This is a genomic window from Limnohabitans sp. 63ED37-2, from assembly GCF_001412535.1.
Taxonomy (GTDB): domain Bacteria; phylum Pseudomonadota; class Gammaproteobacteria; order Burkholderiales; family Burkholderiaceae_C; genus Limnohabitans_A.
On the sequence record NZ_CP011774.1, the window covers coordinates 2811807 to 2825820 of the forward strand.

Sequence of the window (14014 nt, forward strand, 5' to 3'; positions counted from 1 at the left end):
TTCTGTTCCTGTCAATTTAATCACTCTTGCACGAGTCCTGCTCCATGAACTCCAAAACCTCTGCGCTGCGTGCGCGTTTGAACCAACCCGGCCTCGTGGTCGCCCCCGGTGTGTTCGACATGGTGTCGCTGCGCCTGGCCGACAGCTTTGGCTTTGATGCGCTGTACATGACCGGCTACGGCACCGTGGCCTCTCATATGGGCCTGCCCGATGCGGGCTTGGCCACTTACAGCGACATGGTCGGGCGCGTCACCGCCATGGCGGGCATGGCCCGCACACCCTTGATTGCCGACGCCGACACGGGTTACGGCGGCCTGCTCAACATGCGCCACACCATCCGGGGCTATGAAGCGGCAGGCGCTTGCGCCATCCAGCTCGAAGACCAAGAGTTCCCCAAAAAATGTGGCCACACGCCGGGCCGCCGCGTGATCCCCATGGCCGACATGGTGCGCAAGATCCAGGTGGCGGTGGACTCGCGCGAGTCCAAAGACTTCTTGATCATCGCCCGCACCGACGCCCGCACCACGCTGGGCCTCGATGAAGCGCTGCGCCGGGCCGAGGCTTATGCCAAAGCCGGTGCCGACATCTTGTTTGTGGAGTCGCCCGAGTCCGAAGAAGAGATGCGCCGCATTGGCCAAAGCTTTGATGTGCCGCTGGTGGCCAACATGGTCGAAAAGGGCCGCACCCCGGTGCTGACGAAGCCAGAACTGGAAGCACTGGGCTACAAGATCGCCATCTTCCCCGTGACCGCCTTGCTAGCAGGTGTGCAGGCCATGACGCAGGTGTACCAGCAGTTCAAGGATACCGGCTCGTCGGCCAAGGGCGCTACGCCTTTGTACGACTTCGCCGACCTGACCAAGCTCATGGGTTTTGAAGACGTGTGGGCTTTTGAAAAGCGCTACGCCGAAACCGATTGATTTACCCCCATAACCACCAGGAGACAACCATGACCCCAAAGACCCCAACACCCCGCCGCCAATGGCTCAAAGCCGCGCTGAGCACGGGCTTGATGGCCGCTGCCTGCGGCGGCTTGACCTTGAGCGCCAGCACGGCCGCTGCGCAAGCGGCCTACCCTGCCAAACCGATTCGCCTGGTGGTGCCCTTTGCCCCCGGCGGCGTGACCGACACCAGCGGACGACTGATCGCCGAGCAGCTGTCCAAGCGTTTGGGTCAGCAGGTGATCGTGGACAACAAACCCGGCGCCTCGGGCAACATCGGCACACAAATGGTGGCCACGGCCGAGCCCGATGGTTACACCCTGCTCTTGGGTTTTGACGGCACCATGGTGATCAACCCGCATGTGTTTCCCAAAGTGGGTTTTGACACCGCCAAAGACTTTGCCCCCATCGGCAAGATTGGCGACGCGATTTTGATTCTGGTCTCGAACCCTGGTGTGAAGGCCAAGACGCTGCAGGAAGTGATCGCACTGTCCAAAACCCAATCGGGTGGTTTGTCGTATGGCACCTCCGGCACGGGCGGCACACCCCACATTGCGGGTGAATTGCTCAAGCAGCGCACCGGTGCCAACCTGACACACATCCCCTACAAAGGCGGTGGCCAGGCCATGATCGATGTGATGGGCGGCTCCATCCCGCTGGTGTACACCGCCGTGGCGGGTGCGATTTCGCACGTCAAGTCGGGCAAGCTGCATGCCGTGGCCGTGTCCAGTGCGCAGCGTGCGCCGTCTATGCCCGATGTGCCAACCTTCATCGAAGCGGGCATCAGCGATTTCGACATCAACTCTTGGGTGGGTTTGTTGGCACCCGCCAAAACGCCCCGGGCAATTGTGGACAAGCTCAACACCGAGCTGAACGCTGTGCTCAACGACCCGGCCGTGCGTGACCGTCTGAACACCTTGGGCATCACCGCCAGCCCCGGCGGCCCAGAGCGCTTTGGCCGCGACATGGCGCGTGACCTGTCGCGCTACGCGGCGGTGGTCAAGGCGGCCAACATCAAGGCGGAGTGATTCAGCCCCGCAGCCCCTTGACCAGGGGCTGCGCCAGCCGCTCGCCTTCTTGGGTCCAGAACACCGGGTCGGCTTCGCGAATGCGGGCAATGGCGTTGCCCATGTGCGCTGCAGCGGCTTGCCGGGCCTCAGCGGGGTTGCCGGCTTGAATGGCCTTGAGGATGGCTTGGTGTTCGCCGCGCACAGCGGCCGCAAAGTCACCGCGCCGGGCCTCATTGGCGCGAGTCACCTGCGTGGCCCCGTGCAAAAACTGGCTCAGATAACTCAGCGTCTGGATCAGAAAAGGATTGCGCGTGGCCTCGGCAATGGCACGGTGAAAGTTCACGTCTTCGGCCACGCCATCACCACCCGACGCCACCGCCTGGTCCAGCGCCTGGACAGCCTGCTCAATGGCCCGCAGGTCACTGGCGCTGCGCCGCTCGGCCGCCAGCGCGGCCACCTCGGCCTCCAAGGCGCGGCGCACCTCCACCATCTGGACCACCGCCTCTTGCGAAGCGGCGTGCCGGGCTTCGAAGTTCAGAGGCGCAAAAGGCTGCTGCGCATTCACAAACACCCCACTGCCCTGGCGCGAATCCACCAGCCCCAGCGATTTGAGGCGCGAGACCGCCTCGCGCACCACAGTGCGGCTGACGGCGAACTGCTCGACCAGTCGCGCCTCGGTGGGCAGTTTGTCGCCCGGTGCCAAACGCCCTTGTTTGATCTCGGCGCTCAACTGCTCGGCCACCTGATCGGACAGGCGAGCGCCGCTGGAGACGGGGGTGAAGTGTTGACTCATGTGGTTGTCATACAAAAAACACGTCAGAGCATAACGGGCCGGACAGCCACGTGCTGTCAAACAGGTGTCGTTGGGTCTTGAGCCGTCAATCGCTCGTCACTGCGAGGAGCGCAGCGACGCGGCCGTCCCCGGCAGAAGTCAGAAGAGCGGAATAAGATTACGTTTAGGTAAATTGATTTATCAATGGTAAATTACGGCCTGGGCACCGCCAGGTGCTTTTTGACCCTTCTGGAGCTTGTGACATGGGTGCTTACGTCAACCCGATTTATCCCTACAAATCCTCCACCGAGTGGATGACCACACCGCCGCAGCGCAAACCACTGATCGTGATTGGTGCAGGGCCGGTGGGCTTGGCCGCCGCCATCGACGCGCGCTTGCAGGGCCTGGAGGTGCTGGTGCTGGACGACGACAAAACCGTCTCGGTCGGCTCGCGGGCGGTGTGCTACGCCAAGCGTTCGCTCGAAATTCTGGACCGCCTGGGCATTGCCAACGAAGCTTGTGGCTTGGGCGTGAGCTGGAACATTGGCCGTACCTTTCTCGAAGAGGACGAGGTCTACCAGTTCAACCTGGTGCCCGACGCGGGCCACAAGCGCCCCGGCATGATCAACCTGCAGCAGTACCACGTCGAGGAAATGCTGATTGCACGCGCCCTCGAATTGGGGGCCGACATCCGCTGGCAACACAAAGTGACGGCCGTCACGCCATCAGCCGACCACGCCACACTCACCGTGGAAACGCCCGAGGGCACGTTCGACATCGAGGCCGACTGGCTGGTGGTGGCCGACGGCGCACGCAGCCCGATCCGCCGCCATCTGGGCCTGGACATCGAAGGCCGCGTGTTCCAAGACCGCTTCTTGATCGCCGACGTGATCATGAAGGCCGACTATCCCGCCGAGCGCTGGTTCTGGTTTGACCCACCCTTTCACCCCAACCAAAGCGTGCTGCTGCACAAACAAAGCAACAACGTCTGGCGCATTGACTTCCAGCTCGGTTGGGACGCCGACCCCGAAGAAGAAAAGAAGCCCGAAAAAGTCATCCCCCGCCTGAAAGCCATGCTGGGCGACGAGCGGCCGTTTGAGCTGGAGTGGGTCAGCATCTACACCTTTCAGTGCCGCCGCATGACCGATTTCCGCCATGGCCGTGTGCTGTTTGCGGGCGACGCAGCGCACCAGGTCTCGCCCTTCGGCGCACGCGGGGCCAACTCGGGTTTTCAAGACGCGGACGATTTGATGTGGAAGTTAGGCTTGGTCATCAAGGGACAGGCCAGCGAGAAACTGCTCGACACCTACGCGATGGACCGCCAGTTTGCCGCTGACGAAAACATCATGAACTCGACGCGCTCGACCGACTTCATCACGCCCAAGAGCCGCACCAGCAAGACCTTCCGCAACCAGGTGCTGGCGCTGGCCAAGCACCACCCCTTTGCCCGCAAGTTGGTCAACTCGGGCCGCTTGTCGGTGCCCTCTTTCTTGACCGGATCGGTGCTCAACACCCCCGACACCGACGTGTTTGAAGGCAACATGGTGCCCGGCGCACCGATGGACGACGCGCCTGTGCAGGTGAATGGCCAAGACGCCTGGCTGCTCGATCAAGTCGGTCGCGGCTTTGCGGCCTTGTTGTTTGTGGATGTCGCGCCCGATGCCCAGACGCTGGCCACGCTGCAAGCCCTCAAGCAAAACGCGGTGCCGGTGGACAGCTTGATCGTTGCCCACCAAGCCCTGCAGGTGCCCGGCTTCAAAGTGCTGGTGGACATACAAGGCTGGATGGCCAAGCGCTACGACGCCCAGCCCGGCACCACCTATTTGCTGCGCCCCGACCAACATGTGCTGGCCCGCTGGCGCAGCCTGGACAGCGCCCGGCTGCAAGCGGCCATGGCCCGTGCCTTGGGGCAAGTGGGTACACAGGCCTGAATGGAAGAGAGAACTGACATGCCCACCGACGCCCCCACAGCCCTGAACACCGCGCCGAATTTTCACGAAGCCGGACGCCGCTTTTTCCGCGACTTCTCGCCCGGCGACGAGTTTTATGAACACCTGATCGACGCGCACAACGGCCTGAGCGACGAACAAAGCGAGGCGCTCAACGCCCGCCTGATTTTGCTGCTGGCCAACCACATTGGCGACTTGCGTGTATTGCGCGAAGCGCTGCAGGCCGCCCGCCAAACCGATTGAGCCCCTTGGAGACCCCCATGAAAATCGACCGCATCCACCACGTCGCCTACCGCTGCAAAGACGCCAAAGCCACCGTCGAGTGGTACGTGAAAAATCTGAACATGGATTTTGTGCTGGCCATCGCCGAAGACTTGGTGCCCTCCACCAAAGCCCCGGATCCTTACATGCATGTGTTTCTGGACGCGGGTGGCGGCAACGTGCTGGCGTTTTTTGAACTCCCCAACTCACCCGAGATGGGCCGCGACACCAACACCCCGGAATGGGTTCAGCACATCGCCTTCAAAGTGGACAGCCTGCAAGCCCTGGAAGACGCCAAGGCCCGGCTGCAAGCCAATGGCATCGACGTGCTCGGGCCCACCAACCACACCATCTTCAAGAGCATCTACTTTTTTGACCCCAACGGCCACCGCTTGGAATTGGCCGCTGACGTGGGCACGCCCGAGATGTACGCCAAGCTCGACGCCTGCAAGTGGGACATGCTCAATGAATGGGCCCAAACCAAACGCGCCCCCAAACACGCGGCCTGGATGCACGAGACCGAGCTGCACAGCTGAAGCAACACAAGGGCTTCGGATGGGCCTGCGTGTCCCCCATCCGATCCCACGCCCCCTTCAGTCGTTGGCTGCCGCCGCCTGACGTTTGCGCTTGGCCAGTATCCGTGCCGAGTTGAGCCCGGTCATGACCATGATGGGCCACAAAAAGGTGCAGACCAAGGCCCACAAGAGGCGAGCGCCCAAGGTGGCGCCCCCTTCGGGCGTCTCGACTTGATGAGGCCCCTCGCTGAAGATGTGCTGATAGGAAAAAGTGGCCAGGCCGAACACAGCGCCAAACAAGAGGAACAGATAGATGTAGATGTTCAAGGCCATCTCCTGGGTAAGGGTCAACAGGGCCACCTGAATGGGCGGTTTGCCTGACCTGAAGCCGAAGGTTCAAATCAGTGTAACCTTGAAATTACAGCAAGCAGTGTAAATATCCTATTGCACACAAGGGCTTGTGTGCCCAACTCAAACCAAAGTGGGATTACGCCCCATGAACGGGCAGGATGTGTATCGCCCTCGCGCACGAAGAGTTATGAAGGCTTGCCTCTCAAGGGGTCACATCAACCAGCGAAAAATCGCCGCAAGTGTCGCACGAGGGTGGCTTGTACTTGGTCAAGCTAGATGCTGCTTGCTCATTTGGGCTTTCGCCCCTCCTCCAGCATGGCGTGTGCCTCATCCGACAACACCGCCAAGACCCGTCCAAACGCTTCGTAATCTGCGTCGCTCAGCGTCGAACGCAAACGGTCTTGCCGGGCCATCGACCCCACAATGCCTTGCCTGAGCAGCGCTATCCCTGCCTCGGTCGCCGACAAAAGTTGTCGGCGGCGATCACCTGAATCCGTCGCCATGGCAATCAAGCCTTTTTCTGTCAATTCGTAGCTGGCACGACTGACCTGGCTGTGATCGAGGTGCGTGGCCGCAGCCACCTGGCCCGAGGTACTCGGCCCCAAGCGGTTGAGGATGACCAACAGCCGCCATTGCCTGCTGGACAGGCCCAGCTCCTGGCTCACGGAACTTTCCACGACCCTGGCCAGCAATTGCGACAACACGGACACACGAAACGTGATCAATTCTTCAGGCGCATGACGGCGCAAGGCGGCGACGCTGACGGCTTTGTTTTTGTTTGACATGACAATATTTGCTATAGCAAGTGATTTTTGGCTATGATTTCACACCACTTTAACAAGGAGACACGTATGTTCAAGCAGTTCGGAAGGTTCTTTGGGGCCCTGGCGTTGGTGTGTTCAGGGGCCACATCGGCTTGGTCAGACACTTACCCCAGCAAGCCCATCACATTGGTGGTGACCCAAGGGCCGGGCTCGGGCAGTGACGTCACAGGCCGTTTGCTGGCGGGCTATCTGGGGCCGATACTGGGCCAGAACGTGGTGGTGGAAAACCGCGTGGGCGCGTCCGGCATCATTGGCCACCAGTCGGTGGTACGCGCGGCGCCCGACGGCTACACCTTGTTGTTCACATCGACGGCAGGCTTGTTTGTAGTGCCGGTGATGAACGCCAACGCAAAATACAGCCTCTCAGATTTCGTGCCTGTTGCTCCTGTGATGCGAGCACCCTTTGCGGTCTTGGTGGCCAACACCCCCACTGCGCCCAAGACCATGGCCGAGCTCCTCCAAGCTGTGCGGTCCAAGCCACAGAGCTTCGCTTCAGCGGGCATCGGCACCATGACGCATTTGGGCAGCGAGTTGGTCATGCGCAAAGCGGGTGTTCAGGCCACCCATGTCCCCTACAAAGGCAGCGGTGCCGCGTTGACCGATTTGATGGGTGGGCAGGTCTTGTTTGCCACCGATTCCTTGACTGCGTCCATGGCCTTGATTCGCAGTGGCAAGTTGCGTGCATTGGCCACCACCGATCTGGCCCGGGAAGGCTCACTGCCTGACGTTCCGACTTTGAGTGAGGCAGGCATTCCAGGTGTGCAAGTGGCCGCCATTGGTGGCTTGTTTGCACCCAAAGGCACCCCCAAGGAGGTGGTCGACAAAATTGCCGCAGCTGCAGCCAAAGTGCTCGCCAATCCCGATGTCGCGCAACGCTTTGCAGCGGTCGAAACCGACCCGCTCAAAGTGTCCATGCCCGCATTCAATGATTTGCTGCGCAAAGAGGCAGAGACTTGGAGCCCCTTGGTCCGCCAACTGGACTTGAAACAGGAATGAGTGCTGGCCAACACCTTCCCAAGCAAGCGCTTCAAGCGCAAGCTACCGGCCCCTTGCAGGGTGTCCGCGTGGTCGACTTGTCGCGCTTGGTGGCTGGCAACATGCTCACTTTGCAGCTGGGCGACTTTGGTGCCGATGTCATCAAAGTGGAGTCTGCGGGAGCCGGAGACACTTTGCGTGAGTGGCGAGAGCCCCTCGCAGACCACCCGGATGGCTACGACGGCTGGTGGCGCACCTATGCCCGCAACAAGCGCAGTCTGGCTTTGAATTTGCGTGATGGTCAGGCCATGCACTGGCTCAAGCGCTTGATTGCCACCACGCAGGTCCTGGTGGAAAGTTTCAAGCCCGGCACTCTGGAAAACATGGGCCTGAGTCCTGAACAGCTACACGCAGACAACCCGGGCTTGGTCATTGTGCGTTTGTCAGGTTGGGGACAAACAGGCCCTTACCGCGAGTTGCCAGGCTTTGGCAGTTTGATCGAAGGCTTCAGTGGCTATGCCCACAAACACCGCAGCGACGGTGGCGCCCCCCAATTACCCAACATGGCTTTGGCCGACATGGTCACGGGCTTGACCGGAGCGTTTGCCACCTTGACTGCGCTGCGCGAGGTGGAAGTGCGTGGCGGCCAAGGCCAGGTCATTGACTTGTCCTTGCTCGAGCCAATGCTGGCCATCATGGGCCCCGATGTCAGCAATTTCGCGGCAACAGGCATAAACCCCGAACCCGGTCAAAAAATCGCATCGCCCCGCGGGAGTTACCGATGCAAGGATGGTTTGTGGGTGTCCATGTCGGGCTCAACAGACACCATGGCCAAGCGGGTTTTGGAGGCCATTGGCCAGTCGGCCTTGTTTGAAGATCCGCGTTTTGCAAGCAATGCAGCACGCTTGGAAAATGACGCAGAACTCGATGCCATGGTGGCCGAATTCATGTCGGAGCGTACTCAGGACGAATGCTTGAAGCATTTCCGCCAGCATGGCGTGACTGTGGGCCCCATTTACGCGCCCCCACAGTTGATTCACGACGCGCATGTGGTGCAGCGCGGTGTTTATGTTCAATGCGAGGCCAGCGATGGCAGCGTGTCCACGGTCATGCACCAGGTCACGCCCCGATTGCAAGGGACACCGGGCAGCATTCGCAGGGCAGCCCCTTTGCGGGGGCAGCACACCGAAGAACTCTTGAGCGAACTCGGGGCCAGCGCAGCCGAGTGCCTGTCATTAAAAGCCCAAGGAGCGATTGAATGCCGTTGAAACCTTTGCGCTCTTTGCTGTTTTTGCCAGCGACCGCAGACCACCTGCTGGCCAAAGCCACAGAGCGAGGCGCTGACGCCCTGGTGATCGACCTGGAAGACGCCATTCCGCCAGAGCGCAAAGCAGCGGCCCGGCCCATGGCCCAAGCCGCAGTGCGGCAATTGGCCGAACGGGGTGCTACCGTGGTCTTGCGCGTCAACAGTGACCCTGCACTGTGGCAAGAAGATCTGCGTGGCATGCCCGTGGAAGCACTGTCGGCCATCATGCTGCCCAAAGTGGAGTCTTTGGATCAGGTGGAGGCACTGGCCAAGGCATTGATCCAGATGCGTGCTGAAAAGGCCCCACCCATTGCCGCCCTCATTGAAACGCCGCGGGGCGTTTTGGCCGCGGCCACCATCGCCAGTCACAGCGCTTTGTGTGCTTTGGGCTTTGGATCCGAAGACTATGCGGGCGCTTTGGGTGTGCCTGCTGAGCCTGCTGCTTTGACCTGGCCCGCTCAACAGGTGCTGACCTGTGCACATGCCCATGGCCTGCAGTGCTGGGGGCTGGCCGCCAGCATCGCCGAGGTGGACGACATGGTGGGCTTTGCGCGTGCCGTCGATGCGGGCCGGGCCATGGGCTTCACCGGCTCGGTGTGCATCCACCCACGCCAAGTGCCGGTGGTTAATCGTGGGTTTTCGCCGAGCGAGCAAGAGCTCGCTTGGGCCGAACGTGTTCTGGCCGCCGATCAAGCTGCACGGGAACAAGGTTTGGGTGCCATTTTGTTGGACGGCCGCATGTTGGACAAACCCATCGTCGACCGGGCGCGGCGTTGGTTGGGGCTTGGGGTGTGAAACCCTTGGCCGCGAAGTTCTCCAACGGCCATTGGGTCAGCACTTGGGCGGCGTCCGCCCAAGGCGCTTACCCCACAGGCTCTGTCATTGCACAGCCCGACCTCAGCAGGGCGATTCCTGATGCGCCAATGGGTTTACAGAACCAATCGTTGCGCATGGTTGTGCGGCCAAGTTTGTGGTCATCCCGATTTCGCCTGCGCATCAGCCATGTCTATGGTGACCGGCCCCTGGCGCTGCGGGGCATCCAATTGGCGCTGCATGCGGGTGGCGGCGCGTGTTTGCCCGACACCCGCGTGGCCTTGCCCGACATGGACATCGGGGCTGGTCAGGCCGTTTGGACACAGGCCGTCGATTTGCCCTGGTTGAACGAACAGGCTTTGCCTTGGATGAATGGTCGTGCGCTGGCTTTCAGTGCCTGTGTCAAAGGGTTCAGTGGCCCCATCACCTGGCATGCCAAATCCATGTCCACTTCTTATGTGTCGCAGCCAGGTGATCTGCTGGCGGCGGCCGATGATTCTGAAACCCGATTTCCACACACCACCACATCCACATTTTTCATCGATGCCATTGATGCTTGGTTACCCGAGCCATGCCGTGCCGTGGTGGCCTTCGGAGATTCCTTGACGGACGGCACAGCCACCACGCTCAACGGCCATGACCGGTGGACCGATGTGATGCAACGCCATGCTTGGGCTGAGGGGCACCGTCAGGTGGCCGTGGTCAATGCGGGCATTGGCGGCAACCAGGTGGCGGGCCCTTTGCCCGCAGTGGGGCCTTGGCGCGGCGGGCCCGCTGCGGCAGAAAGAATCTACCGAGATGTGCTGAGCTTGTCTGGGGTGCAAGCCGTGTTGTGGTTGCAGGGCATCAATGATTTCAGCGAAAACGGTCAGGCCGATGTGGCCACGGTCGTTCAGGCCATGCGCCGAGCCATCGATCAGATGCGATCGAGGGGATTGCGCGTGATCGGTGCCACGATCCCCTCGGCTTTGGGCAGTCACCGGCCAGGGCATGGCGGGGCGGAGCAAGACGCCCGCAGAAGGGCTTTTAACGACGAAGTGCGAAAAGCCAATTTGTTTGAAGAATATGCCGATGTGGATGCCGCACTGACGGACGAGATAAGCGGTCGCTTGCGTGAACAGTTCAACGGCGACAGCACTTTGGGTGAGGCTGGCGATGGTGTTCACCCCAACCGTGCAGGCCATGCGGCGATCGCCGACCGATTCTCCAAGGTGTATTTCCGCCAAGCCCTTTGTTGAACTGGAAGCTCGTTCACGCTGGTGTTTCAAAACGGCGGTGCTGTGCATTCAATGGGACAGCCAGCACATGTGCCGACCGTGGTTCAACGCCTGCGCAGAAAAAACTGCGCCATAGCCCCCGTCAAGGCAAAGGCCAGCATCATCCAGCCCAGGTTCACCGCACCTTCGTGCGGCACCAGCCCCACCAGGTAGCCACCCGTGGCTCCGGTGAGTTGCTGCATGAGGCCTGCCACGGCAGCGGCCGACCCGGCCAGTGCGGGCACCACCCCTACGGTGCCCGCCAGGGCTGGCGGATTCAGCAGGCCATGGCCCAAGCCCAGCAAGAGCAGCGGCAAAGCCACGGCCAGCGCCGCCTGCACACCACCCAGACCCAGCGCCAGCATCACCACCAAACCGCCCAGCGTCAGGGCCTGACCCCAGGCCATCACGCGCGATTCACCCGCTTGCGCAATCAGCCGCGAGGTCATGAAGTTGCCCAGGATGTAGGACACGGGCACGGCCATGATGAACCAGCCAATGCCGTCCGGCCCGATGCCATAACCCTTGAGCACAATGGGTGCCCCGGCCAAGAAGGCGTAAAACGTGGCGGTGGTCGCGGCCAGGATGGCGACATAGAGCAAAAAGCGCGGCTCGCGCAGCAGACGGGCATAAGCGCTCAGCATGGCCCGCAGCCAATGGCCTTTGGAGGGCGCGGGTTTGGAAGAACGCGGTAAACCCAACCAGGCCGCCAACACCGCCAACATCACGAAGTTGGTTTGCCAGCCAAAGCGCACATGGACCTGCCCGCCAATCAGGGTGGCCAGAGGCGGGCACATGCCCAGCGCCATGCCAATGTAGGCCATGACGCGTGTGCGCTGTGGCCCGGTAAACAGGTCTTGCACCATGGAGCGGCTCACCACCATGCTGGCCGCGCTGCCTGCGCCTTGCAGCAGCCGGGCGGCGGTCAGTTGGGTGATGTCGGTGGCCAGCGCGGCCATGACCGAGGCCAGCCCAGCCACCACCAGGCCCAGCATCAAAATGGGTTTGCGCCCATGCCGGTCGGACAGCGGGCCGTACACCAGCTGCAGGGCACCGTAGGCCACCACATAACCACTGAAGGTCAGCTGCACATCGGCTTGGTGCGTGCTGAAGATGGTGCCCCACTCCTGCATGGAGGGCAGGCACAAGGTCATGGCCAGGAGGCCAAACGAGATTTGCGCCAGCACGTTGGCGATCAGCCAAGGGCTGTGGGCGGCCGGGCCTGGAGAGCCGGACGCAGTGGTCATGTCAGCTGCGCTGCAGTTTGTAGACCGCCGTGCCCGCCATCAGGTTGGGCCACAGTCGTACTTCCTGGCCTTGCTGCAGACCAAAGGCGTCCATGATGCGCAACTGATTTTTGCGGGCCAGGTCGCCAAAGTCGGCGTAGGTGCCCACGCGGATGTTGGGCGTGTCGTACCACTGGTAGGGCAGGCGCTTGGTCACCGGCATGCGGCCCTGCAGCACGCTCAGGCGGTTGAACCAGTGAGCAAAGTTGGGGAAGGCCACGATGCCCTCGCGGCCTACGCGCACGGTTTCGCGCAGCATGGTCTCGGCGTTGCGCAGGTGTTGCAGGGTGTCGATTTGCAGCACCACGTCAAACGACTGGTCGGCAAACAGGCTGAGGCCTTCGTCCAGGTTCAGCTGAATCACGTTCACGCCGCGCTGCACGCAGGCATGTACGTTCGCGTCGTCCAGCTCCACGCCGTAGCCGGTACAGCCTCGGTGTTGTTGCAGATGGGCCAGCAAAGCCCCATCGCCGCAGCCCAAATCGAGCACGCGGGCACCTTGTGGCACCAGGCGGGAAATGGCTTGCATGATCAGAGGGTCGCTCATGCCGCACCTCCTTCGTTCAGCGTCTTCGCCATGTTGTCAAAGTAAGAGCGCACCACGTTCATGTAACGCGCATCGTCGAGCAAGAAGGCGTCGTGCCCGTGGGGTGCATCGATTTCGGCGTAGCTCACATCGCGGCGGTTGTCGAGCAGGGCCTTGACCATTTCGCGGCTGCGGGCGGGTGAGAAGCGCCAGTCGGTGGAAAAGCTGATCAGCAAAAATTTGCAGCTGGCGCGGGCCAGCGCTTGGGACAGGTCCCCGCCAAAGGCGCGGGCCGGGTCAAAGTAATCGAGCGCCCGCGTGATCAGCAAATAGGTGTTGGCGTCAAAGTACTCGCTGAACTTGTCGCCCTGGTAGCGCAAATAACTCTCGATCTGGAACTCGACTTCTTGTGTGGAGTATTTGTAGCCGGTGGCGTTGTGCGTCACCGCTTCGCGCAATTCGCGGCCAAACTTTTCGTTCATCACGTCGTCGCTCAAATACGTGATGTGCCCAATCATGCGGGCGATGCGCAGGCCGCGCTTGGGCACCACACCTTGTGCGTAAAAGTGCCCGTCGTGGAAGTCCGGGTCCGTCACGATGGCGCGGCGGGCCACTTCGTTGAAGGCGATGTTTTCGGCGTTCAGGTTGGGGGCACTGGCCACCACCACCGCGTGTTTCACGCGCTCGGGGTATTGAAGCGTCCAACTCAGCGCCTGCATGCCGCCGAGACTCCCGCCCATCACGGCGGCCAGTTGTTCGATGCCCAAAGCGTCGAGCAAGCGGGCTTGGGCGTTGACCCAGTCTTCTACCGTGACCACGGGAAAGTCCGCGCCATAGACGCGGCCGGTGTCGGGGTTGGTGTGCATGGGGCCGGTCGAGCCAAAGCACGAGCCCAGGTTGTTCACGCCAATGACAAAAAAGCGGTCGGTGTCGAGCGACTTGCCGGGGCCGATCATGTTGTCCCACCAGCCCAGGTTTTTGGGCTGGTCAGCGTACACGCCCGCCACATGGTGCGAGGCGTTGAGCGCGTGGCAGATCAACACGGCGTTGGATTTGTCAGCGTTGAGCGTGCCGTAGGTTTCGTAGCTCAGCGAATAGCCACGGATGGACGCACCGCTTTGCAAGGGCAAAGGGGCCTCAAACAGCATGCTTTGGGATTCGGCGATCAGCATCGAATGTGTTCAGGTGTGCAAAAAACAAAACCCGGCTTCGCAGTCAGCTGGGCCGGGCTT

At 61.5% G+C, this 14014-nt stretch carries 15 protein-coding genes; 9 read left to right on the top strand and 6 right to left on the bottom strand.

Going from position 1 to position 14014, the window contains the following annotated elements; translation table 11 throughout:
• Positions 1-44: 44 nt before the first annotated feature.
• Positions 45-917 (top strand): isocitrate lyase/PEP mutase family protein, encoded by an 873-nt coding sequence (locus tag L63ED372_RS13250; protein ID WP_062406505.1) that lies wholly within the window; start codon positions 45-47, stop codon positions 915-917.
• Positions 918-946: 29 nt separating this feature from the next.
• Positions 947-1966 carry a Bug family tripartite tricarboxylate transporter substrate binding protein gene (locus L63ED372_RS13255; protein ID WP_062406508.1) on the top strand — a complete coding sequence of 340 codons (1020 nt, stop codon included), beginning with the start codon at positions 947-949 and terminating at the stop codon, positions 1964-1966.
• A 1-nt stretch (position 1967) separates the two neighbouring features.
• Here the strand turns inward: L63ED372_RS13255 and L63ED372_RS13260 are convergent, their stop codons facing one another.
• Positions 1968-2741, bottom strand: coding sequence for a FadR/GntR family transcriptional regulator (locus tag L63ED372_RS13260; protein ID WP_062406512.1), 774 nt, complete (start codon positions 2739-2741; stop codon positions 1968-1970).
• Between the two features lie 242 nt (positions 2742-2983).
• Here L63ED372_RS13260 and L63ED372_RS13265 point away from each other — a divergent pair, with 242 nt between their 5' ends.
• From L63ED372_RS13265 to L63ED372_RS13275, 3 genes are read left to right on the top strand one after another with little or no spacing between them, the layout of a single operon-like run.
• Positions 2984-4651: an FAD-dependent oxidoreductase gene (locus L63ED372_RS13265; RefSeq protein WP_062406515.1), complete on the top strand. Its 1668-nt coding sequence runs from the start codon at positions 2984-2986 to the stop codon at positions 4649-4651.
• Between the two features lie 18 nt (positions 4652-4669).
• Positions 4670-4912, top strand: coding sequence for a DUF2783 domain-containing protein (locus L63ED372_RS13270; protein ID WP_062408114.1), 243 nt, complete (start codon positions 4670-4672; stop codon positions 4910-4912).
• 17 nt (positions 4913-4929) lie between these two features.
• Positions 4930-5466 (top strand): VOC family protein, encoded by a 537-nt coding sequence (locus tag L63ED372_RS13275; protein ID WP_062406518.1) that lies wholly within the window; start codon positions 4930-4932, stop codon positions 5464-5466.
• 57 nt (positions 5467-5523) lie between these two features.
• Here L63ED372_RS13275 and L63ED372_RS13280 read toward each other — a convergent pair whose 3' ends face one another.
• Positions 5524-5772 carry a hypothetical protein gene (locus L63ED372_RS13280; protein WP_156343631.1) on the bottom strand — a complete coding sequence of 83 codons (249 nt, stop codon included), beginning with the start codon at positions 5770-5772 and terminating at the stop codon, positions 5524-5526.
• A 311-nt stretch (positions 5773-6083) separates the two neighbouring features.
• Complete coding sequence (locus L63ED372_RS13285; RefSeq protein WP_062406524.1) at positions 6084-6581, bottom strand: MarR family winged helix-turn-helix transcriptional regulator; 498 nt, start codon at positions 6579-6581, stop codon at positions 6084-6086.
• Between the two features lie 66 nt (positions 6582-6647).
• Here L63ED372_RS13285 and L63ED372_RS13290 point away from each other — a divergent pair, with 66 nt between their 5' ends.
• From L63ED372_RS13290 to L63ED372_RS13305, 4 genes are all read left to right on the top strand, one after another.
• Complete coding sequence (locus tag L63ED372_RS13290) at positions 6648-7616, top strand: Bug family tripartite tricarboxylate transporter substrate binding protein (protein ID WP_062406527.1); 969 nt, start codon at positions 6648-6650, stop codon at positions 7614-7616.
• Entirely contained in the window at positions 7613-8863 is a 1251-nt protein-coding gene (locus L63ED372_RS13295; RefSeq protein ID WP_062406530.1) for a CaiB/BaiF CoA transferase family protein, read from the top strand. The genes L63ED372_RS13290 and L63ED372_RS13295 overlap by 4 nt, the downstream gene beginning before the upstream one ends.
• Positions 8854-9696 (top strand): HpcH/HpaI aldolase/citrate lyase family protein, encoded by an 843-nt coding sequence (locus L63ED372_RS13300; protein ID WP_062406533.1) that lies wholly within the window; start codon positions 8854-8856, stop codon positions 9694-9696. The genes L63ED372_RS13295 and L63ED372_RS13300 overlap by 10 nt, the downstream gene beginning before the upstream one ends.
• Before the next feature lie 155 nt (positions 9697-9851).
• Positions 9852-10952, top strand: a complete 1101-nt coding sequence (locus tag L63ED372_RS13305; RefSeq protein WP_197275268.1) for a GDSL-type esterase/lipase family protein — start codon at positions 9852-9854, stop codon at positions 10950-10952.
• 83 nt (positions 10953-11035) lie between these two features.
• Here L63ED372_RS13305 and L63ED372_RS13310 read toward each other — a convergent pair whose 3' ends face one another.
• From L63ED372_RS13310 to metX, 3 genes are read right to left on the bottom strand one after another with little or no spacing between them, the layout of a single operon-like run.
• Complete coding sequence (locus tag L63ED372_RS13310) at positions 11036-12217, bottom strand: Bcr/CflA family efflux MFS transporter (RefSeq protein WP_062406539.1); 1182 nt, start codon at positions 12215-12217, stop codon at positions 11036-11038.
• Between the two features lies 1 nt (position 12218).
• Complete coding sequence (metW, locus tag L63ED372_RS13315; RefSeq protein WP_062406542.1) at positions 12219-12803, bottom strand: methionine biosynthesis protein MetW; 585 nt, start codon at positions 12801-12803, stop codon at positions 12219-12221.
• Entirely contained in the window at positions 12800-13954 is a 1155-nt protein-coding gene (gene metX / locus L63ED372_RS13320) for a homoserine O-succinyltransferase MetX (protein ID WP_062406545.1), read from the bottom strand. Before metX ends, metW begins: the two co-directional genes overlap by 4 nt.
• Between the last annotated feature and the right edge of the window lie 60 nt (positions 13955-14014).